Origin of the sequence: Luteitalea sp. TBR-22, assembly GCF_016865485.1 — a bacterium.
Taxonomy (GTDB): domain Bacteria; phylum Acidobacteriota; class Vicinamibacteria; order Vicinamibacterales; family Vicinamibacteraceae; genus Luteitalea.
In genome coordinates this window covers 3,745,616-3,766,235 of the sequence record NZ_AP024452.1, presented here as the reverse complement: position 1 = coordinate 3,766,235, position 20,620 = coordinate 3,745,616, and the positions used below count along the sequence as shown (strand labels likewise).

At 71.3% G+C, this 20,620-nt stretch carries 16 protein-coding genes; 8 read left to right on the top strand and 8 right to left on the bottom strand.

The features are described from left to right. Positions 1 to 156: 156 nt before the first annotated feature. From TBR22_RS15740 to TBR22_RS15710, 7 genes are all read right to left on the bottom strand, one after another. The gene (locus TBR22_RS15740) at positions 157 to 3,300 is read right to left on the bottom strand and encodes an efflux RND transporter permease subunit (RefSeq protein WP_239488799.1); all 3,144 of its coding nucleotides are present in this window, start codon (positions 3,298 to 3,300) and stop codon (positions 157 to 159) included. A 39-nt stretch (positions 3,301 to 3,339) separates the two neighbouring features. Beyond that, positions 3,340 to 4,626 (bottom strand): efflux RND transporter periplasmic adaptor subunit, encoded by a 1,287-nt coding sequence (locus tag TBR22_RS15735; protein WP_239488798.1) that lies wholly within the window; start codon positions 4,624 to 4,626, stop codon positions 3,340 to 3,342. Then, on the bottom strand, positions 4,626 to 6,374 hold the full coding sequence (locus tag TBR22_RS15730; protein ID WP_239488797.1) for a TolC family protein: 1,749 nt from the start codon (positions 6,372 to 6,374) through the stop codon (positions 4,626 to 4,628). Before TBR22_RS15730 ends, TBR22_RS15735 begins: the two co-directional genes overlap by 1 nt. A gap of 56 nt (positions 6,375 to 6,430) precedes the next feature. Beyond that, the gene (locus TBR22_RS15725; RefSeq protein WP_239488796.1) at positions 6,431 to 6,895 is read right to left on the bottom strand and encodes a Spy/CpxP family protein refolding chaperone; all 465 of its coding nucleotides are present in this window, start codon (positions 6,893 to 6,895) and stop codon (positions 6,431 to 6,433) included. Between the two features lie 48 nt (positions 6,896 to 6,943). Then, the gene (locus TBR22_RS15720; RefSeq protein WP_239488795.1) at positions 6,944 to 8,158 is read right to left on the bottom strand and encodes a 4-hydroxy-3-methylbut-2-enyl diphosphate reductase; all 1,215 of its coding nucleotides are present in this window, start codon (positions 8,156 to 8,158) and stop codon (positions 6,944 to 6,946) included. Positions 8,159 to 8,250: 92 nt separating this feature from the next. Then, positions 8,251 to 8,868 (bottom strand): hypothetical protein, encoded by a 618-nt coding sequence (locus TBR22_RS15715; RefSeq protein WP_239488794.1) that lies wholly within the window; start codon positions 8,866 to 8,868, stop codon positions 8,251 to 8,253. Next, complete coding sequence (locus tag TBR22_RS15710) at positions 8,868 to 9,521, bottom strand: RNA polymerase sigma factor (RefSeq protein ID WP_239488793.1); 654 nt, start codon at positions 9,519 to 9,521, stop codon at positions 8,868 to 8,870. The genes TBR22_RS15715 and TBR22_RS15710 overlap by 1 nt, the downstream gene beginning before the upstream one ends. 109 nt (positions 9,522 to 9,630) lie before the next feature. On the opposite strand from TBR22_RS15710, the gene TBR22_RS15705 reads away from it, so the two are divergent. Both TBR22_RS15705 and TBR22_RS15700 read left to right on the top strand, forming a co-directional pair. Then, entirely contained in the window at positions 9,631 to 10,335 is a 705-nt protein-coding gene (locus TBR22_RS15705) for a DUF4159 domain-containing protein (RefSeq protein ID WP_370651533.1), read from the top strand. 127 nt (positions 10,336 to 10,462) lie between these two features. Next, a complete protein-coding gene (locus TBR22_RS15700; RefSeq protein WP_239488791.1) occupies positions 10,463 to 11,158 on the top strand; it encodes an HAD family hydrolase in 696 nt (231 codons plus the stop codon). A 130-nt stretch (positions 11,159 to 11,288) separates the two neighbouring features. Here TBR22_RS15700 and TBR22_RS15695 read toward each other — a convergent pair whose 3' ends face one another. Continuing rightward, the gene (locus tag TBR22_RS15695) at positions 11,289 to 12,320 is read right to left on the bottom strand and encodes a SpoIID/LytB domain-containing protein (RefSeq protein WP_239488790.1); all 1,032 of its coding nucleotides are present in this window, start codon (positions 12,318 to 12,320) and stop codon (positions 11,289 to 11,291) included. Positions 12,321 to 12,538: 218 nt separating this feature from the next. Here TBR22_RS15695 and TBR22_RS15690 point away from each other — a divergent pair, with 218 nt between their 5' ends. The 6 genes from TBR22_RS15690 (at position 12,539) to TBR22_RS15665 (ending at position 20,611) form a co-directional block, all read left to right on the top strand. Continuing rightward, positions 12,539 to 13,969, top strand: coding sequence for a sigma-54 dependent transcriptional regulator (locus TBR22_RS15690; RefSeq protein WP_239488789.1), 1,431 nt, complete (start codon positions 12,539 to 12,541; stop codon positions 13,967 to 13,969). After that, positions 13,969 to 15,051 carry an HD domain-containing phosphohydrolase gene (locus TBR22_RS15685; RefSeq protein WP_239488788.1) on the top strand — a complete coding sequence of 361 codons (1,083 nt, stop codon included), beginning with the start codon at positions 13,969 to 13,971 and terminating at the stop codon, positions 15,049 to 15,051. Before TBR22_RS15690 ends, TBR22_RS15685 begins: the two co-directional genes overlap by 1 nt. Before the next feature lie 122 nt (positions 15,052 to 15,173). After that, entirely contained in the window at positions 15,174 to 16,607 is a 1,434-nt protein-coding gene (gene gatB, locus TBR22_RS15680) for an Asp-tRNA(Asn)/Glu-tRNA(Gln) amidotransferase subunit GatB (RefSeq protein WP_370651532.1), read from the top strand. Then, positions 16,576 to 19,029 carry a DUF3108 domain-containing protein gene (locus TBR22_RS15675; protein WP_239488786.1) on the top strand — a complete coding sequence of 818 codons (2,454 nt, stop codon included), beginning with the start codon at positions 16,576 to 16,578 and terminating at the stop codon, positions 19,027 to 19,029. Before gatB ends, TBR22_RS15675 begins: the two co-directional genes overlap by 32 nt. After that, entirely contained in the window at positions 19,026 to 19,694 is a 669-nt protein-coding gene (gene ftsE / locus TBR22_RS15670; RefSeq protein WP_239488785.1) for a cell division ATP-binding protein FtsE, read from the top strand. Before TBR22_RS15675 ends, ftsE begins: the two co-directional genes overlap by 4 nt. Next, positions 19,691 to 20,611 (top strand): ABC transporter permease, encoded by a 921-nt coding sequence (locus TBR22_RS15665; RefSeq protein WP_239488784.1) that lies wholly within the window; start codon positions 19,691 to 19,693, stop codon positions 20,609 to 20,611. Before ftsE ends, TBR22_RS15665 begins: the two co-directional genes overlap by 4 nt. The last annotated feature ends 9 nt before the right edge of the window (positions 20,612 to 20,620 follow it).

Below are 20,620 nucleotides of genomic sequence, written 5' to 3'. Positions count from 1 at the left end.
GGCATCCGTCACCGCGACGATCGATGCCGACGTGGCCGATGAGGTGGCTGGCAATACGAAGGGCCCGCTGGCTGCCAGCGGGCCCTTCGTGTACATCCTAGACGTCTCCGGGCTGGCCCTTGGGCTCGCGCCCTGGGGCTGCTGCGCGCCTGCCGCCTAGTTGCCGACCTTCAGGTTCGCGGTCGCCTCGGCGGGCGCGACCTTCGGGGCGCGGCGCAGTCCCTTGAGGCCCTGCTCGAACAGCGTGTAGACCGTCGGCACGAAGATCAGCGTGATGAGCGTCGAGGCCATGAGGCCGCCGATCACCACGCGGGCCAGCGGTGCCTGCAGTTCGGCGCCCTCGCCGATCTCGAAGGCCATCGGCACCAGGCCCAGGATCGTCGTCAGGGTGGTCATGATGATCGGGCGCAGGCGCGTCCGACCGGCGGTCACCGCTGCCTCGAACAACTCCATGCCGTCGCGGTGCCGCAGCGTCGAGGTGTAGTCCACCAGCAGGATGGCGTTGGACACGACGATGCCGGCCAGCATGATGACCCCGATGTAGGCCTGCAGGCTGAACGTGGTCCCGGTCAGCAGGAGCGCCCCGACCACGCCGATGGTGGCCAGCGGGATCGAGAACATGATGATGAACGGGTCGCGGAACGACTCGTACTGCGAGGCCATCACTGCATAGACCAGGATCACGGCGAGGAGCAGCAGGTACTTCAGCTGCGTGAAGGCCTTGATCTGCTCCTCGAGCTCGGCGCCGAAGCCGACCTGGAAGTCGCTGGGCACGTCGAGTTCGGGGAGCCGCTTCTCGACGTTGGCGACCGCTTCCGAGAGGCTCACCTCGAGCTCGGCGTTGACGCGCACGATGCGCTCCTGGTTCTTGCGTTCGATCTCCACCGGGCTGTTCTCCGGCTCCACCGTCAGCAGGCTGCGGGCGGGCACCACGCGGTTGCCAGGGGCGCTCACGAGCACGTCGCCCACGTCGGAGATCTGCGAGCGGTCCTCCTGCCGGAGGCGCACGACGATCGGGTACTCCTGGCCGCGCTCGCGGTAGTACGCCGCCTGCGTGCCGGCCACGTTGGTGCGCAGCGTGTCGGCCACGCCGGTCACGCTGAGCCCGAAGATGGCGGCCTTGTCGCGATCGACGCGCACGGCGAGTTCGGGGCGCCCGTCCTGGCGACCCCGCCGCACGTCGGCGATGCCAGGCACGGTGCGCAGCAGTGCCTCGGACTGGTTGACCAGTCGCTGGGCGTCGTCGAAGTCGTAGCCGCGGATCTCGAGCGAGAGGCGCGCGTCCTGGTTGCCGCCGAGGATGCGGTTCAGCTGGGAGCCGCCCGAGGCGCGCGAGCGCGCGATGACGCCGGGAATGCCCTGCAGCTGGCGGCGCAAATCCTGCGCGATCTGCTCGTTGGAGCGAGTGCGCTCGGCCTTCGGCTTGAGCTGGATCGTGAGGTCGCCGCGGTGCGTGCTCGCGCCGCCCATGAAGCCGCCGCCGCCGCCCTGCGAGATGATGGTCACCATCTCGGGCACGGCCTTGCGGATCTTGTCCTCGATCTCGATGATCGCGGCCTGCGTCTGCTCGACGCGCGTGCCGACCGGCAGCTCGATGTCGACGCGGACCTCGCCCTCGTCGGTCTGCGGCATCAGCTCGAACTTCAGGTACGGGAACAGGAACACCGACAGGGCGAACACCGACGCGCCGAAGGCGAGCACCGTCGGCCGGTGCCGCAGCGCGAGGCCGAGGAACCTCGCGTAGCGGTTGTCGAGGGCGTCGAGGGCGTTGCCGCTCTTGGTGAACAGCCAGCCGGTGATCCCGGTGCGCTCCTTCTCCGCGTCGTGGGCCGTCATCAGCAGCGAGCACAGCACGGGCACGAGGGTGACGGCGACGAAGAGCGACATCAGCAGCGAGAAGACCACCACCACCGAGAGCTGCTTGAACAGCACGCTCGAGAAGCCGGTGAGGAAGAACAGCGGCACGAACACGGCGATGTGGGTGAGCGTCGAGGCGAGGATGGCGCTCCAGATCTCCTCGCTGCCCTCGATGGCCGCCTGCTTCACGGGCTTGCCCATCTCGAGGTGGCGCTGCGTGTTCTCGAGCACGACGATCGAGGCGTCGACGATCATGCCGACGCCGAGCGCCAGGCCGCCGAAGGTCATCGTGTTCAGCGTGTAGCCGCCGAAGAACAGCAGCGCGAACGTGCCGATGATCGAGATCGGGATCGACGTGCAGATGATCAGCGTCGAGCGCCAGCTGCGCAGGAACACGAAGATGATGATGATGACCAGCACCGAGCCGAGCATCACGGCCTCGCGCACCGAGGCGATCGACTGCTCGATGAACACCGCGCTGTCGTTGGAGACCGTGAGCTGCACGCCGGGCACCTCGCGGTTGATGCGGGTGACTTCGCGGTGCACCGCTTCCGAGATGGCCACCGTGTTCTCGCCCGACTGCTTGGTCACGCGCATCTGGACGCCCGGCTTGCCGTTGACGCGCGTGAACTGGCGGAAGTCCTCGGTGCCGTCGCGCACCTCGGCGATGTCGCGCATGTAGACGGGCACGCCGTCGCGCGTCAGCACGACCAGGTTGCGGATCTCGTCGAGGTCGTTGAACTGGCCCGGGCTGCGAACCAGGTAGGTGAGCGACCCTTCGTTGATCTCGCCGACCGGGATGTTCTGGTTCTCGGTGCGCAGCACGCGCACGATCTGGTCGACGGGCAACCCGAGCGCGGTGATCTTCTCCTTCGAGAGATCGACCCGGATCTGGCGCCGCAGGCCGCCCTGCACGGTGACCGCCGCGACGCCGTTGACCCGTTCGAGCCGCGGCGACAGGATGCGCTCGGCCATCTCGCGCAACTGCACCTGGTTCATGTCGCCCTCGGCCGAGACGGCGATCGTCATGATCGGCCAGGACGAGGAGTCGAACTTGAAGATGATCGGCGGGTCGGCGTCCTCCGGCAGGCGACCGCGGATGCGGTCGATGCGGCTCCGGAGGTCGTCGGCCGCCTCGCCGAGGTCGGTGCCCCAGACGAAGTTGAGGCGGACCGTGCTGCTGCCCTCCGACGAGGTCGAGCTCAGCTGGTCGAGCCCGGCCACCGCGCTCACCGTCTGCTCGATGGGGCGCGTGATCGTCTCCTCGATCTCGCGGGGACCCACGCCGGGATACCCGACGCGGACCGTGAGGCTCGGGAAGGTGAGGTCGGGCAGCAGGTCGACCGGCAACTGGACCAGCGAGATCGCGCCGAGCAGCACGATGACGGCGCTGATCATGAACATCGTGACCGGGCGCTCGATGGCTGTACGAGGAATGCTCATGGACGTCGTCTTCTTCGGAACCGTGAACGTGTGAACGAACTACCGCGCCGACGCGGACTTGGGCGTGCCGGCGCCCGCGGCAGGCGCGCCGCCGCGCGGGCCACCGGGGCCGGCCTGGCCGGCAGGCCCCCGGCCGCCGCCAGGACCGCGGCCCGCGCCCGCGAGCAGCACCTTGGCGCCGTCGCGCAGGCCCGTGGCGCCGGTGGTGACGACCTCGTCGCCCTCATTCAGACCATCGGTGACCTCGATCCGGTCCGGCTCCTCGAGGCCGAACTCGACCCCGCGGAACACCGCCTGACCCTTCTGCACCAGGAAGACGCCGCGCTGGCCCTGCGAGGTGACGATCGCCGACTTCGGGATGACCAGCGCATCGTCCTTGTTGGCGCTGATGAGGCGCACCCGGGCGTACATGCCGGGCTTGAGGCGGCCGGTCGGGTTGGGAATCTCGACCTCCATCTCCGCGGTGCGCGTCGCCGGGTCGAGCACCGGGGCGACGCGGGCCACGCGGCCCGAGAACGTCTCGCCGGGATAGGCATCGACGGTGACCGCCGCGCCCGCCCCGACGCTGACCTTGCGCAGGTCGCGCTCCACCAGGTTCACCACCAGGCGGACGATGGAGATGTCGACCACCGAGAGCAACTGCACGTTCTGCGTCACGAAGGCGCCCGGATCCACCAGGCGCTTGGCGACAAAGCCCGTCACCGGCGAGTTGACCGTCGTGTTGGACAGGTTGATGCGGAGCTCCTCGCGGCGCGAGGAGGCCGCGGCCAACTGCGCCTGCGCGAGGTCCAGCTGGGCCTGCGCGGCCTGGTAGCGCGCCTCGGCGTCGTCGAGCGACTGGCGGGGCAGGAGCTGCCGGTCGAAGAGGCTCTTGTTGCGATCGAGGTTGGTCTTGGCAAACGACAGGTCGGCCTCGCGTTGGCGGATGGTCGCGCGGGCGACCTCGTAGGACGCGTCCGATTGTCGCAACTGCTCGCGGATCTCCTGGTCCTCGACCTTGGCCAGCACCTGACCCTTGCTCACCGCGTCGCCGATGCGCACGTTGATGCTCTGCAGGCGGCCCTGCGCGCGCGGGACGACGTCGACCGTCGCGGCGCCCACGAGGCTGCCGACGACCTCGACGTAGGCCTGCAGCGAGGCGCGCGTGACCTTGGCGAGCTCGACGGTCATCGGCGGCTGCGCCATGCCCATGCCGGGGCCGCCGGCCTTGGCCTGGCCGCCACCGGGGCCCGCCTTGCCAGCCGCGCCGTCCGTGCTGCCGCCGCAGGCGACCATCCCGATGCTCGTGACGACCACGAGCGCGACTGCGACCGCCCACTTCCGCATCACTGACCTCCGCTCCCAGGGATGCCCGTGTTGCCGCCGGCGCCGCCCGTGTTCGTACCCGTGTTGGTGGTGGTGTTGCCCCCGGTGCCCGTCGCGTTCCCCGCGCCGGCGGTGGTGATGACCGTCACGCCGGTGCGGCCCGAGGTCAGCTGCGACCGCTCGAAGTCGACGAGCGACTTCTGATAGTCGAGGGCGGCGCGCAGCAGCGCGTTCTCGGCGGTGAGCAGGTCGCGCTGCGCCTGCACCACGAAGTAGTTGGTCGAGAGGCCGACGTCGAACTTGCTCTGCTCGGCCTCGAGGCGCTTCTGGGAGAGCTCACGGGCGACCCGCGCCGCCTCGACCCGCTTCAGGTTGGCGTCGACCTGCAGGCGGGCGTTGGTGACCTCGGCCGCGATCTGCAACTCCAGGCTGCGAATCTGCGTGAGGCTCTGCTCGAGTCCGATCCTGGCGCGCTCGTACTGCGCCGCTTGCGGGTTGGGCCCGATCGGGTAGCTGATCTGCACCTGTGCGGTCCACGTGGGGTACTCGCGCTGCCACATCAGGTCGAGCGCATCCACATAGCCGCCCGGGATGGTCTCGATGATCGGACCGCCGGTGCCTTGCCGGATGATGCGCGTGCCGCCGATGCCCTGGCCGCCGTAGTTGGCCACCAGGTTGGCCGACATCAGCCGCTGGTTCTTCAGCAGCGCCAGGTTCGCGTCGGTGATCTCGAGGTTGCGGCGCCGCTCGGTCAGGTCGGTGCGGCTGGACAACGCGTTCTTCAGCGCTTCCTCGATCGACACGGGTTGCTCGGTGAGCGTCGGGCGGTCGACGGGGTTGAGGCGCGAGGTCCACAGCGGGTCGCTCGTGCCCGACACGATCAGCCGCTTCAGCGTCAGCTCCGCGGTCTCGAGCTGCGCCTGCAGCGACGCCAGCGTCTGGCGCCGCGAGGCCGCCTCGGCCTCGGCCTGCACCACGTCGATCGGCGCCAGCGTGCCGACCTCCACGCGCACCTTGTTGTCCTCGACCAGTTTCTCGGCCAGCGCCAGCGAGCGCTGCGCCACGTCGACCACCTCGCGCGCGAAGACGAGGTCCCAGTACGCGTTGCGCACCTGCGCCAGCGTGTTGGTGACCGTCGTGCGCACCTGCACGTCCGACAGCTCGCGGTTGATCTGCGTGATGCGGATCTGCGTGCGGGTCGCGTCGGTGGACCGCCCGCGGATCAGCGGCTGCACGACCTGCGCGCTGAGCAGGGTGTTGTACTGCGGGTTGAAGGTGACAAAGGCGTTGTTGTTGTCGTTCCGGCGGTTGTTGAACGTCACCTGGTACGACCCACCCCACCAGGGCAGTGACTGCTGCAGCCCGAAGTTCCAGGTGAACTGGTCGTTCTTGACCCGCGCGCCGCCCACCAGCTGGCTGGTCGGCAGCTGGTAGGTGCTGTTGAAGCCGACCAGCGAGGTCGCCGTCGGGTTGAAGTTGGCCCGGAGGGCCTTCAGGCTGAAGTCGAAGGCGGTCGGGTTGAGGCGCTCGACCGCGATGTCGAGGTTCTTCTCGAGGGCAATCGCCACCGCCTCCTCGATCGTGAGCTTCAGCTCGTCGGGCGCGGCGGGGCTCGCGGCGCCCGGTTGGCCGGTGCCGACCATCCGCAGCAACTCGGCCACGCGGGCATCCGACACCGGGGCCGAGCGGTCCTGCGCCAGCGCCGGGACCGGCGCCAGGCCGGCGGCCACGGCGACCAGCGCCGCAGCCAGGTACATCACTGATCTCACCAACGATCCTCCCTGCCGACCCCTGTGGTCGGCGGCGTGCTCGTTCCCCTGGCCCGTCACTCGCGCGGCCGGGAGGGGGGCTGCGGCGCGGTCGCCTCGGCCGCCCGCGCCTGTTCCCGCTCGAATGCCTCCAGCTTCACCCGTTGCTCGGGCGACAGCAGCCGGTGCATCCGGTACAGCATCAACGTCCGTGTCTTGGCCAGCGCGCTCCGGGCCGCCTCGACCCGATCGATGGTCCGCACGACGACCGCTTCGTCGTCGCTGGACTCGGCGAGCAACCGTGACAGCGTCGCTTCCTGCTTCTCCAGTTCCGCCTTCTCGGCGCGCAACTCGTCGCGGACCGACTGGAAAATCCGTTCGATCTCCGCCGTCTGGGCGTCGGTCAATCCCACCCGGGCCTTGCAGACCGGGTTCTGCCACCACTTCGAGGGCCGTTGGCCCTCGGAGGTCCCCGCGAGGCTCGGGCCCAGGCTCATCGCCAGGGCCACCAGACACGCGGCTCCCGTCACCAGCATCCTCATGAGCACACCTTCCCCGTCCTCCGGGTACGGCCGCCGGACGGCGGCCGTTTACCTGACGGCGGGCGCCGCCGCGGCGAAGGCCGCGAGGCGTTCCACGACCATCCCGATGATGTTGTTCGGCGTGGACGCGCCGGCCGTGAGGCCGATGCGCACCGGACCGGTGGCCGGGAGCCACCCTTCGGTAGTGATTTCGGCGACCGGCACCGCGGGGCGGTCGGTCAGCGGGACCGGGCGATGACGCACCTGCGACGGGCTCAGGAGGCCGTCGACGTCGGCGATGTGGAACGTGGGGACGCGCTCGGCGCAGATGCGCGCGAGGTTGCAGGTGTTGCTGCTGTTGTACCCGCCGACCACCACCATCACGTCGAGACGCTCGGTGTCGAGCAGCGACAGCACGGCGTCCTGGCGCTCCTGGGTGGCCGAGCAGATGGTGTCGAAGGCGCGATAGCGCTCGGCGAGCGCCTCGACGCCGTACCGGTCGGCCATCGCGTCGCGGAGCATGTCCGCGATCTCCAGCGACTCCGACATCAGCATCGTCGTCTGGTTGGCCAGGCCGATGCGGCCCAGATCCCGATCGGGATCGAAGCCGGCCGACACCGCCTTGCCGAACCGCGCCAGGAAGGCCTCGCGGTCGCCGCCGTGGCGGATGTAGCTGCACACCTCGTTGGCCTCGCCCTTGTCGAGCACCACCAGGTACGTGCCGCCGGGGAACTTCAGCGCCTGGCTCGCAGTGGCCTGCGTCTCCTCGTGCTTGACCTTGCCGTGGATCACCGCCGTGAAGCCCTCGCGGGCATAGCGCGTGACGTTCTTCCACACGTTGAGGACCGAACCGCACGTGGTGTCGACCAGCGTGCAGCCCCGCTCCTGCAGCCGCGCCAGTTCGTGCACCGTCACCCCGAAGGCCGGGATGATCACCACATCGCCCGGCCCGAGGTCGGGCGACGGCTCGCCCGGGTCGCTCAGGAAGCGGATGCCCGCCGTGCGGAGCTTCTGGTTGACGTGCGGGTTGTGGATGATCTCGCCGGTCAGGAAGACGCGCTGGTCGGTGAACCGCTTGCGCGCCTGGTACGCGTAGTCGACCGCCCGGTCCACGCCGTAGCAGAAGCCGAATTCGCGGGCCAGGTGAATCGTCAGCCGGCCCTGTTCGAAGCGGAAGTCGCTGGCCCGGATCTGCTCGACGACGTCGCTGTGATAGTCACGCGCGAGTTCGCCCTTGACGGCGTCCTTGAGGTCGAGGCCTTTCCGGAAGATGAGTGGTTGCACCAACACCCAAGTATAAAGGGCAAAAAGGGCGACAGGGCAAAACGGCCAGAAAGGGCCGAAGGGGAATGGAATGGGGAACGGGCCGGGGGCCCCTACCGCTTCGCGCGGGCGCGGGCCTCGGCGATCCGGGGCGTCAGCTCGTCGAGCGCCCGGAATTCCTTGGTACGGCTGCGGGTGAGGGCGGCGTCGATCTCGACGAGCATCTGTTCGTCGGTCTCCTGCTGGACGCCGACGGGGACACTCCGGACCGTCGGAGCCTTGGCCGGCCAGGTCGGGCCCCGCCCGAGGGGACCCGGTCCCATGAGGCGGCCGGCGCCGATGCCGATCATCAGGCCGCAGGCGGCGGCCATGGCCACCCACCGCCGGTGCGGCTGGGTGGGCGCGGGACGATGGGGGGCGGCAGGGAAGGGCAGGACCTTGCCCGATTGGCCCTCGAGCCGGCGCAGGATCACGTCGTGTTGACGGTCGAGGCGTGCAGCGGAGATCCGTCCGTCGAGGTGGGCCACGACGTCCCGCCCGAGGTCGGCGCTCTCCTCGCGCACCACCTCGAGGCGCTGGGCGCACTCGTCGCAGCGCCGCACGTGGCGCAGGTACCGGGCGGCCAGGGCGTGCTCGCCGGTCGTCAGCAGGGCGTGCAGCTCCAGGAGCGACTCGTCACTCAGGTGGGGGCTATCCCAGCGGCCGAACCAGCGCATCGGGCGCGTCAGCATCACTCCTGATCCCGGTCGGGCGATTCGCCGAACGCGGGGTCCTCCGACAACAACGAACGCAAACGACGCAGGGCCCTGAACAAGTGCACCCGAATCGTCGTCTCGCGCAAGCCGGTCACTTCGCTCACTTCCCGCGTGCTCGCGCCCTCGATCTGGCTCAGCAGCACCACGGTCTTCTGTCGCTCGGGCAGCCGGGCGATGGCGTCCATCAACCGAGCGCCGCGCTCACGTCGCAGCGCCAGCGCCTCGGGCGTGCTGTCGCGAGGCGCCGCCAGTCGGTCGAGCGGACTGGAGTCCCCCAGGTCGTCGGCCGCCACCATCCAGCGCGCCCGGCGGCCCCGGGCCTTCACGCGATCGAGGCAGCAGTTGACGAGAATCCGCGTGAACCACACCTCGAAGGACCGGCCGTACTCGAAGTCACGCAGGTGCGTGTAGGCCTTCACGAACGCGTCCTGCACGGCCTCGTCGGCATCGGCCGACTCCCGGAGGTAGTACAACGCGATCCGCGTCGCCTTGCGCTGGTGCCGACGCACCAACTCGCCGTACAGCTCGCGGGCCGCGGCGCCCTCGCCGGCGGCCAGGTGTGCCTTCACGGCCGCGGCCAGCTCGATGTCGCCCGGTGTGCCCAGGGCCACCGATCCGGGTGGTCGCACGGCTGCCATCAGTGGGTACGCCCCCGACGGCCTCGCGCGTTTACCTGACTCGACATCGATGGCTCCACGCTACTACGGGCCAGCGGCGTTTTACAATCGCGCCGTGTCCGTGACGCGCCGGGAGTTCGTGACGCTGGCTTCTGCCGCTGCCGCCGCCGCCGTGTCGTGTGCCACGCCCCTGCGTGCCCAGCCGCGCCCGTCGGAGTTCGTGTTCGCCCGGCTCCGGTACGCCTCCGGAGACTGGGACTACAACCCGAAGGTCGCCGCCAATTTCCTCGACAGCGTGCTCCAGTACACCAGTATTCCCGTGTACCGCGACGAGGTGGTCATCCCGGCCGACGCTGCCGACCTGCCGGCCTTCCCGTTCCTGTTCATGACCGGCCACCTGCTGGTCCGCTTCAGCGCGCGGGAGCGTCGGGGCCTCCGGACCTTCGTCGAGCAGGGCGGGCTGCTGTTCTCCGACGACTGCAACCACGACGTCGATGGGCTCTACGCCCGCAGCTTCGAACAGGAGATGCGCGCCACGTTCGGTCCGGCCGGGGCGCTGCCGAAGCTGCCGGCGACCCATCCGCTGTACCGCTGCTTCTTCCGCTTCGACACGCCGCCGACGACGGCCCACGAGCTGAACGGTTGGGGCGACGACCTCGTCCACGACTACCTGCGGGGCCTCGAGCAGCATGGACGCCTCGGCGTGCTCTACAGCAACAAGGACTACGGCTGCGAATGGGACTACGACTGGAAGAACAAGCGCTTCCGCCGCGAGGACAACACCAAGCTGGCCGTCAACATCGCGGTCTACGCGATGACGTCGTGACCCGCCTTCGCCGGCCGGCTTCGGCGGGGCAGGCCCGTCTCCGGGGGCCGGCTTCGGCGGGGCAGGCCCGTCTGCGGGGGCCGGCTTCGGCGGGGCAGGCGGCGCGCCCCGGCGGCGGGGAGGGCGCGTGGGACCGGGCCTGACCCTCTTCATCGACGCCGACGACACCCTCTGGGAGAACAACATCTACTTCGACTCCGTGATCGGCCGCACGGCCACGCGGTTGGAGGAGTACGGCGTCGCGAGCGAGCGCACGCGCGAGGCGCTGATGGCGATCGAGCGGCAGCGCACCCGCGCCCACGGCTACGGGTCGGTGAACTTCGGCGCGTCGCTCGAGGTGCTGTGCGAGCACGTCGGCCTGGTGCACGCGCTCGAGGACCTGCGCCCGTTCCTGCGCGCCGAGATCGCGGCGTTGCGGCGCAAGCGGCTCGAACTGCTGCCCGACGTGCCCGACACGCTGGCCTACCTGCGGCGCCGTCACCGCGTGGTGCTCTTCACCAAGGGCAACCACGACGAGCAGTGGGACAAGGTGGTGCGGTCGGGCCTGCGCGACCACTTCCATCAGGTCGACGTCGTGCGCGAGAAGGACGCCGGCGCGTACCGGGACGCCGCGCGGCGCCTCGGTGTCCGGCCCGACCGCGCGTGGATGATCGGCAACAGCCCCAAGTCCGACATCCTGCCGGCGCGCGACGCCGGATTCGGCGCCGTGTTCGTGCCGCACCCGGGCACATGGGCGCTCGAACTCGCCGAGCTGCCGCCCGACAACCACGATGCGGGCATCCTGCGCGTCGAGACCTTCGCTCGCCTGCGGGAGGTGTTCTAGCGGCAGTGGGCAGTCGCCAGGGGGCGGGGCTCGGCTTCAGGCTTCAGGCTCAAGGCTCAAGGCTCAGAGAGCTTTCTGAGTGGTTTCTGAGTCCTGAGCCCTGAGCCCTGAGCCCTGAGCCGTTCGGCGTTTACGTTCCGCCCAACCGCGACAGGTCCACCCCCGCGTAGTACGCGCCGAGCACCTGCGCCACCGTCTGGCCGGCCCGCAACCGTCCGAGGAGCCCGACCTGGCACAGGCCGACCCCATGGCCCGAGCCGCGCCCGGTGAACACCAGCGCCGTGCCGTGGCGCGCGACCTCGAACCGCGTGCTCCGCAGGCTGCGGACTCCCGCCGCGGCGATGACCGCCAGCCGGAAGTCCTCGGCGGTGACCACGGGGGACCGCGCCCCCGAGAGCACGAGTTCGACGACCCGCCCACCGGCATCGCGGCGCAGCACCTGCACGCCGTCCAGGCGGTCGCCGACCTCGGTGCGCGGGCGACGATTCAGGGCCGCGCGCACCGCCTCGAGCTCGAGGCGACTGCTCCAGTCACCCGACTGCTCGCGCACGCAGTACGGGTCCTCCACACCGCGCAGGTAAGGCGCGCCGGCGGTCCGCCAGACTTCCACCGCCGCACTCGTGTGGCCGCCGCAGTGGGCGTGGAACACGGCTTCGATGGGGCGTCCCGCCGAGGAGAGGTACTGGCCCCGCGTCCGCGTCACCGCCGCGTCCACCTCGGAGGCCCAGCGGCTGCGTCGCCACTGGTCGCGCACGTACACCTGGCAGTGGGTCGTGGAGCAGAGGTCGAACCCCTCGGCGGCGTGCCGTCCTCGTACCGCCAGGGCATAGGTCCGCGCGACGATCGCCTGCGCCGCGTAGGCCTGCCCGGCGAGGGAGCCGTCCTGGGGGGCCACGGCAATCTCGCCGACCACGACGTCCCGTACGTACGCCTCGAGCGGCACGGCTTCCACCTGTCCGGTTCCGCGCGCCCCGGTTTCGATCCGCAGCACCAGATCGCCGGACGGCGGCAGGACCGGCGCCGGCGGGGGTGGGGTGGTCGGCACGCCGGTGCCGGGCCGGGCGACCGGCGGCGGGGTCGGCCGCGGCGGCTGTTGCCGGCTCGCGCACGAGGCCACCAGGGCCGCGACGGCGGCCACGAACAGCCGTGAGGCGAATCGCACGCGGCGATCTTCCCACGGACCGTCTTCGCCCTCCGGTCCCGGGGGAGGGAGGCGCGTCGCCCAAGCGCCGCCCACATCCGGGTGCTTCGCCAGTGCGGCATCCGGCATCGCGCATTGCGCACGTCGGGCGGCCCGTGCCTCGCCCGTGTGCGCCTCGTGTGTCGCTTTGGTTCAAGGCCCGTGCGCCCGGGTCGATTGAGCAGGTAGAGAACGGCCGAATGAGCACGCCTGCCCTGCTGGTCATCCACCCCCCCAGTTCGACCCGCGACCTCCTGCTCGACGCAGCGGCCCGGGCGGGGTTCGCCGTGCATGTCAGCGACACCGGCGCCGAGGGCCTGAGCGCCTTCCGCCAGCGGCCGCCCGATGCGGCCATCGTCTCGCTGGATCAGGCCGACATCGACGGCCTGGGGCTGCTCACCAGCCTCCGCGAGGAAGCGCCGGACCTGTCGCTGATGCTGGTCACGGCCTGCGCGTCGGTCGAGTCGGCCGTGGCTGCCATCCGGCTGGGCGTTCATCAGTACCTGCGGGAGCCCATCGACGTCGACAAGGTGCGCCGGTTGCTGGCCGACCAGTACGACGATGCCCTGCGGCGCCGTGTGCGGCTGTTCCCGGCGGAGCGGTCGCCCGGGGTCACGTTCCACGGCATGATCGGCCGCTCGGTGCCGATGCAGAAGCTGTTCCGCGTGCTGCGGACGGTGGCGCCGCACGTGCGCACCGCCCTGGTCAGCGGCGAGACCGGCACAGGCAAGGAACTGGTCGCCCGCGCGCTGCACCAACTCGGGCCGCGTGCCGACCGCCGCTTCGTCGTCATCAACTGCTCGGCGGTGGTGGAGACGCTCTTCGAGAGCGAGCTGTTCGGGCACGTCCGCGGCGCCTTCCCCGGCGCCACCGACTCCAAGCCCGGGTTGTTCGAACTGGCCGATGGCGGCACGCTCTTCCTCGACGAGGTCGCGGAACTGCCTGCCGGCGTGCAGGCCAGGCTGCTGCGCACCATCGAGTTCGGCGAGGTCCATCGCGTCGGCTCGCTCGAGCCGCGCAAGGTGGACGTGACGGTCATCGCCGCCACCAACCGTGATCTCGAGGGCGAATGCGACGCCGGCCGCTTCCGGCGCGACCTCTTCTACCGGCTCAACGTCGTCGACATCCATGTCCCGCCGCTGCGCGATCGGCGCGACGACATCGTGTACCTCGCCAACGCGTTCATGCGCGCCACGGCGACCCGTCTGGCCAAGCCGCTGTCGGGCCTGACCTCGGGCGCCGAGCGGTTGCTGCGGGAGGCCGACTGGTACGGCAACGTGCGCGAACTGCGCAATGTGCTGGAGCGCGCCTGCCTGATGGCCGAGGGGCGCCTGGTCGGTGAGCTCGACGTCAAGGGCAGCCTGCCGCCACCCCGGACGTCGCCGCCGGTCCACGCCTGGCCCGTGGCGCCGATACCCCCGGCCGCGGGTCGCGTCTCGCCCGCGCCCGACGCGGTCGGTCCGTTGTCGGACGTGGAACGCGAGCACATCATGCGTGCCCTGCAACGCGCCGACGGCAACAAGAAGAAGGCCGCCACGCTGCTCGGCCTCAGCCGACGAGCGCTCTACCGCAAGCTCGAACGCCTCGATCTCGGCGTCACCATCGCGCGACGCGGCAAGGGGGCGGCATGATGGCGCGGCTCGAACCGGAACAGCCCCTCGACGTGCTGACGGGCGGCGGGAGCCTCGACGAGCCCACGCCCGTGCTCGTGGTCGACGATGACGAGGGGGTGCGGGAGGTGCTGTCGGCGTGGGTCGAGGCCGACGGGTGCCGTCCGGTGGCCGTCGACGGCGCCGAGCAGGCGCTGGCCGTCGCCGCCTCGCGCGGCATCGCCGTGGCGTTCTGCGACGTGCAGATGCCCGGACGCGACGGCTTCTGGTTCCTCGAGCAGGTGCAGCAGCAGCACCCGGACATGGCCGTGGTGCTGGTGACCGGAATCCACGACGTCGACTGGGCCCTGCGCGGCCTGCAGCAGGGCGTCGTCGACTACCTGCTGAAGCCGTTCGACCAGCGCAGCCTGTCGCGGGCGCTCGAGAACGGCATGCGGCACCACCGCTTGCGGCGTGCCGACCGCCTGCTGCGGGAGCAGCGCGCATCGGAGCTCGGCGCGCGGCACCGCCGCTTGATCGAGGCCCTGTCGCGGCTGGAGATCGGCACGACGGCGCAGGTCGAGGCGGCGCTCGACCTGGTGGCGTTCCGAAGCGACCTGTGGCGCGAGCACAGCCACCGGGTGCGGCGGCTGGCCGTGGCCCTGGCCTCCACGCTGCGCCTCCAGGCCTCGCAGGTGGAGGCCCTCGGACAGGCAGCGCTCCTGCACGAACTCGGGCGACTGGTGCTGCCCGACGGGCTCCTGAGCAAGACCGGCGAGCTGACCGCAGAGGAGCGTGCGCTGTGGCGCCGCGTGCCCGACCTCGGCGCATCGATTCTCGAGGCCATCCCCGCGCTCCGCCCGGCGGCCGGGATCATCAGATCGCGCTTCGAGGAGTACGCGGGCGGCGGCTATCCGCGGCAGCTCTCGGGGGACGAGATCCCGATGACCAGCCGCGTGCTGGCGGTCGCCGACTCGTTCGATGCGATGCGATCGCCACGCCCGTTCCGCGACTCGTTGACGCACGATCAGGCGATCAGCGAGCTCGTGCGGGGCAGCGGGACGCAGTTCGACCCCGACGTCGTCCGCACCTTCACGCGGATGCCGGGCCTCGGAGAACGCTAGCGCGATAGCCGACGTGGCTGCCGGCTCCCTGCGGCCGCGCGACCCTGCGGCGCCCGGCCCCCAGCCCGCAGCACCCGGCACCCGGATACAATCCCTGCGTGCCGACCGCGACACCCGCGCGCGTGCACTTCGAGCCGGTGATCGGGCTCGAGGTCCACGCCCAGCTCCAGACCCGCACCAAGATCTTCTGCGGCTGTACCCCGGCCTTCGGGGCGCCGCCCAACACCCACACCTGCCCGGTGTGCCTGGGCATGCCCGGCGCGCTGCCCGTGCTGAACGCCGACGCGGTCGACAAGGCCATCGCGGCGGCCCTCGCGCTCGGGTGCACCGTTCACGAGGTCTCGGAGTTCGCGCGCAAGAACTACTTCTACCCGGATCTGCCGAAGGGCTACCAGATCTCGCAGTTCGACCGGCCGATCGCCACCGGTGGCCACGTCGACCTCGAGGTGGACGGCGAGGCGGTGCGCGTCGGCATCACGCGCATCCACATGGAGGAGGACGCCGGCAAGTCGCTGCACGAGGGGACGGGCGACCCGAACCTCACCGGCATCGACCTCAATCGTGCCGGCACGCCGCTCATCGAGATCGTGTCGGAGCCCGACCTGCGCACGGCGGCGGCCGCGGCCGCGTACTTCACGCACATCCGCGACGTGCTGGTGGCGATCGGCGTCAACGACGGCAACCTCGAGGAGGGCAGCCTGCGGTGCGACGCCAACGTCTCGGTGCGTCCCGTCGGCCAGGCGGCGTTCGGCACCAAGGTCGAGATCAAGAACGTCAACTCGTTCCGGTTCCTGCAGAAGGCCATCGAGTACGAGATCGCGCGACAGTCGGCGGTGATCGCCGAGGGCGGCACGATCACGCAGGAGACGCGCCTGTTCGACCCTGACTCGGGGCGGACGTTCTCGATGCGGAGCAAGGAAGAGGCGCACGACTACCGCTACTTCCCGGAGCCGGACCTGCCGCTGCTGGTGCTGGCGCCGGGCCAGGTCGACCGCGTCCGCGCGTCGCTGCCCGAACTGCCGCACGCGCGCCGCGCCCGGTTCGTCGATCAGTACGGGCTGCCGGCCTACGACGCGGGCGTGCTCACCCAGGATGTCGCCGTTGCCGCCTACTTCGAGCAGGTGGCCGCCGCGGCGCCGGCCAAGCTCGCCTCCAACTGGGTGATGGGCGAGGTGCTCCGGAAGCTCAAGGACGAGAACGTGGCGATCGGCGATGCGCCGGTGCCGGCTGGACGGCTCGCCGAGCTGATTCGTCTGGTCGACGAGGGCACCATCAGCAGCGCCGCGGCCAAGCAGGTCTTCGAGGCGATGTGGACCAGCGGCGAGGCGGCCCCGGTGATCGTCGAGCGCGAGGGCCTGAAGCAGGTGGGCGACGAATCGGCGCTGCTGGCGCACATCGCGACGGTGATCGCGGCCAATCCCGACGCCGTGGCCAGCTACAAGGCCGGCCGCGTGCAGGCCATCGGCGCGCTGGTGGGGCAGGTGATGAAGCTCACGCGTGGCACGGCCAACCCGAAAGTGGTGCATGCCCTCCTCCAGCGTCAGCTCGACGCCTGACACGGGGCGCCCGGGCTGGCGAGAGCGCGGCGTGGCGCTCGCGCTGTACGCCCTGGCGGCGGTCGTCGCGACGTGGCCACTCGCGTGGCGCCCGCGCACGCTTTTGGGGGCGCCGCAGGGCGCCGGCGATCCGTACCTGAACCTGTTCACGCTCGGGTGGGACCTGCGGCAGTTGTTCGCATCGCCCGGGTCCTGGCTCGACGGGCGCGTGTTCGACGCGCCGATCTTCCATCCCGCCCGGCAGGCGCTCGCGTTCACCGATCACCTGCTGCTGCAGGCCCTGCTGGTGTCGCCGGTCTATGCGGTGTGGCGCGACCCGCTGCTCTGCTACAACGTCGTGTTCATCGCGTCGATTGCCGCCAGCGCGTGGGCGATGTGGTGGTACCTCCGCCAGGTGCTCGACGATGGGATGGGGCCGCTGGTGGGCGGGATCGCGTGGGGATTCTGCGCGTACCGCTTCTCGCACGTGCTGCACCTGCAACTGCAGGCGCTCTACTTCCTGCCGCTCGCGTTCGGCGCGCTGCACCGGGTGGTGGCGCGTCGGCGCTGGCAGGACGGCGCGTGGCTCGGGCTCTGGTACGGTCTCGGCGCCCTGTCCTCGGTGTACTACGCGGTGATCGGCCTCGTGGCGCTCGCGATCGGCGGGCTTGCGCTCGTGGCCGGCGCCGGGCGCGTGTCGCTCGGGCGGCTGCTCGCGCCGCTGCTGGTGGGCGGCGTCGTGGCGACTGCGCTGGTGGGGCCGGTGCTCGTGCCATACCTGCAGGTGCAGCAGCGTGAAGGCTTCGTCCGCACCATGGACGAGGCGAGTCGTCACGCCGCGACGCCGCTGAGCCTGGTGAGCGAGCCGCCGTGGCGGCCCGTGGCGCTGGCGCCGATCGGCCGCACCGAGGAGGATGGCCTGCATCCCGGCTGGGGCGCGTCGCTGCTGGCGTTGCTCGCGGTCGCGGCCCTGGCGCGCTCCCGTCGCCAGCCGCTGCTGTGGACATGGGCGGCAGTGGCGCTGGCCGGCGTGGTGCTCGCGCTCGGCCCCGACGGCGTACGTCCCGTGTATGCGTTCGCGCACCGCTGGGTCTTCGGCTTCCAGGGCGTGCGTGCGCCGGCCCGCTTCGGCGTGCTGCTGGCCTTCGGCGTCGCCGCCGCAGCGGGCTTCGCGGTGACGTGGTGGCGGCGCGAGACGCGTTCGACACTGCGGCCGCTCGTGCTCGGCCTCGCGGCGATCGTGGTCGTCGAGGGCCTGGCGTGGCGCATCCCGTACGTGCCTGCGCCCTCGCTGGTCACGCCGGTGAGCGCCTGGTTGCGCGATGCCGACGGGCCAGGTCCGGTGGCGTTCCTTCCACAGCCAGAGGACCGCGCCGCCACGCCGCTGATGCTCGGCACGCTCGTGCACGGGCGGCCGATCGTCAACGGCTACAGCGGGCAGCGCCCGGCCTTTGCGGGGGCCGTCGCCGGTGCGCTCGCGACGTTCCCATCGGCCGACGCGATCTGGACCCTGCACGACCTCGGCGTCCGTTTCGTCGTGGCGGGGCAGGACGGCCTGCAGGACGCCTGGCCGCTCACGCGTCGCGCACGCGTGCCCGGTGACGAGGGCCACGACGAGGTGATCTACGAACTCGCCGACGAGGCGACGCTCCTGGCCGCGGTGGGCGCGCCGGCCACCGTCGCGGCGCCCGCACCGGGAACTCCCGGCTTCGCGCCGGGGGAGGTGAGCCGCTACGACGTGTTCTGGGACGGCGCTGGCACGCAGGTGTCGGCCGGCACGATCGAGATTGCCGTGCTGTCGGCCAGTGGCGCCGACGTGCGGCTGCCGCGGTGGCTGCCGCAGGCCGATCGCGCCCGGATCCGCTACGAAGCGCGCGTGTCGCTCGAGACCGCGCCGTGGGTGGCCCGGTTCTTCGAGGCCAGGGACGTGTTCCGCACCTACACCGACGACCAGTTCCGGCCCATCGTCCACCTGCGCGAGATCCGCGAGGGCCGCCGGCAGGTGGACCAGTCCGTCTACCACGATGGCGCCGGCGGCGTGGTCCGCGTGGTGCCGCCGGAGGCGGCCTCGGTCGACGCCGGACCCGGGTTCCGCGCGCCGACCGATGCCCGCGATCCGATTGCCGCGTTGCTGCTGGTGCGCACGCTCGCCCTCGCCGCGGGCGCCGAGGTCGCCGTGCCGGTCAACGACATGGGCCGCAACCTGACGCTGCAGTCGGGACCGCTGCAGGCCGAGACGATCGAGTGGCGGGGCCAGCGCGTGCCGGCCCTGCACATGCGCCCGGCACTGGTGCAGCGCGTGCAGCGGCGCGCGCCGCCGGCCATCGACCTCTGGCTGAGCGCCGACGAGCGGCGCCTGCCGCTGCGCATCGACGTCGCGGCCGGCTTCGGCCGCGTGCGCGTCGAACTGATCGAGTCCCGCCCCGGAGCGCCACGCACGTGATCACGCTGTCGGCAGTCACCAAGTCGTACGGGCCGGACGCCGACGCGTTGCGCGACGTCTCGCTGGAGATCGGCAAGGGCGAGTTCGTGTGCCTGGCAGGGCCGAGCGGCGCCGGCAAGTCGACGCTGCTCCGGTTGCTGCTGCGCGAGGAGGTCGCCTCCTCGGGGCAGGTGCTGGTCGCGGGCACCGACCTGGCGACCCTCGGGCGCGAGGCTCGACAGGCCTATCGCCGCACCGTGGGCTTCGTGTTCCAGGACTTCCGGCTGCTGCCCGAGCGGACGATCTTCGAGAACGTCGCGACGGTGGCGCGCGTGATGGGGCAGTCGCGGGCGCACCAGTGGCGCCGCGCCTCGGCGCTCCTCCAGCAGGTGGGCCTGCAGCACCGCATGGAGTCGTTCCCGTTGCAGTTGTCGGGCGGCGAGCAGCAGCGGGTGGCCATCGCGCGTGCGCTCATGAACGAGCCGGCCATCCTGCTGGCCGACGAGCCGACCGGCAACCTCGATCGGGCGTTGTCGCTCGAGGTGATGGACGTGTTCCGCGCCATCAACGCGTCGGGCACCACGGTGGTGATGGCCACCCACGACCAGGACATCATCGACTACGTGAATCGCCGCGTCGTGCAGCTCGACCGCGGGCAGGTGGTCGGCGACCGGAGGCCGGCATGAGCGCGCGTCGCCACGAGGACGCCAACCCCGTCGGGTTCGTCCGGTACTGCCTCGACGAGGCGTGGATCGCCATCCGGCGCCGCTGGCGCGTGGCGCTGCTCTCCACGGCGCTGATCGCCGCGGCCGTGTTCGTCGTCGGCGCGGCACTCGGCGCGTCGGAGGCGCTGCGCGACGTCACCACGCGCATGACGCAGGCCGCCGAACTCTCGGTCTACCTGGCGCGCGAGGCCTCGACGACCGAGCGCGACGCGGCGGCGCAGCTGACGCGCGCCGATGCGGCCGTGGCGTCGGCGGAGGTCCTCGACGAGGCGCAGGCGACCGCGCGGGTGACCGCGGACTTCCCCGACCTTGCCGACGTGATCACCGCGCTGCCCGAGCGGCCCTTCGGGGCGGTCGTCGAGGCCCGCCTCGCGCCGACGGCCACCGAGGCACAGGTGGAGGCGCTCGTCGCGCGGTTGCGTGCGGCGCCCGGCGTCGAGGACGTGATCTACGACCGCGAGGTGTTGCGCCGCGTGCTCGTCACGGTGACGACCGTGCGGCGGGTCGTGACGGCGCTCGCCACGCTGCTCGCCATCGCCGCGTTCGCCGCGGTCGCGGCCGTGCTGCGGCTCGGGTACTACGCGCGACGCGAGGAGATCGCCGTGCTCGGGCTGATCGGGGCGCCGACACGCGCCATCAGCGGGCCCTTCGTGGCCGAGGGCCTGCTGCAGGCGGCCACCGGAACGGCGGTGGCATTCGTGCTGCTGCGCGTCGCGGTGTGGGCGGTACTGCAGGGGCCGGCGGCGGCCTGGGCGCGCGCCCTGGAGGTGACCGCCGCGCCGTTCCTGTCGTGGCAGTACCTGCTTACGCTTGCATCGGTCGCCATTCTGGCCGGTGGGCTCGCCGGGTGGGTGGGCTCGCGGCAGGTCGATCGTTGACACCTCACG

Excerpts from the sequence above, each read along its gene's own strand:
- TBR22_RS15690 (WP_239488789.1), top strand. The coding sequence starts at position 12,539 with ATGAGCACGCCTGCCCTGCTGGTCATCCACCCCCCCAGTTCGACCCGC.
- TBR22_RS15735 (WP_239488798.1), bottom strand. The coding sequence starts at position 4,626 with ATGCGGAAGTGGGCGGTCGCAGTCGCGCTCGTGGTCGTCACGAGCATC.
- TBR22_RS15715 (WP_239488794.1), bottom strand. The coding sequence starts at position 8,868 with ATGCTGACGCGCCCGATGCGCTGGTTCGGCCGCTGGGATAGCCCCCAC.
- TBR22_RS15675 (WP_239488786.1), top strand. The coding sequence starts at position 16,576 with ATGCCCTCCTCCAGCGTCAGCTCGACGCCTGACACGGGGCGCCCGGGC.
- TBR22_RS15685 (WP_239488788.1), top strand. The coding sequence starts at position 13,969 with ATGGCGCGGCTCGAACCGGAACAGCCCCTCGACGTGCTGACGGGCGGC.
- TBR22_RS15725 (WP_239488796.1), bottom strand. The coding sequence starts at position 6,895 with ATGAGGATGCTGGTGACGGGAGCCGCGTGTCTGGTGGCCCTGGCGATG.
- TBR22_RS15740 (WP_239488799.1), bottom strand. The coding sequence starts at position 3,300 with ATGAGCATTCCTCGTACAGCCATCGAGCGCCCGGTCACGATGTTCATG.
- TBR22_RS15665 (WP_239488784.1), top strand. The coding sequence starts at position 19,691 with ATGAGCGCGCGTCGCCACGAGGACGCCAACCCCGTCGGGTTCGTCCGG.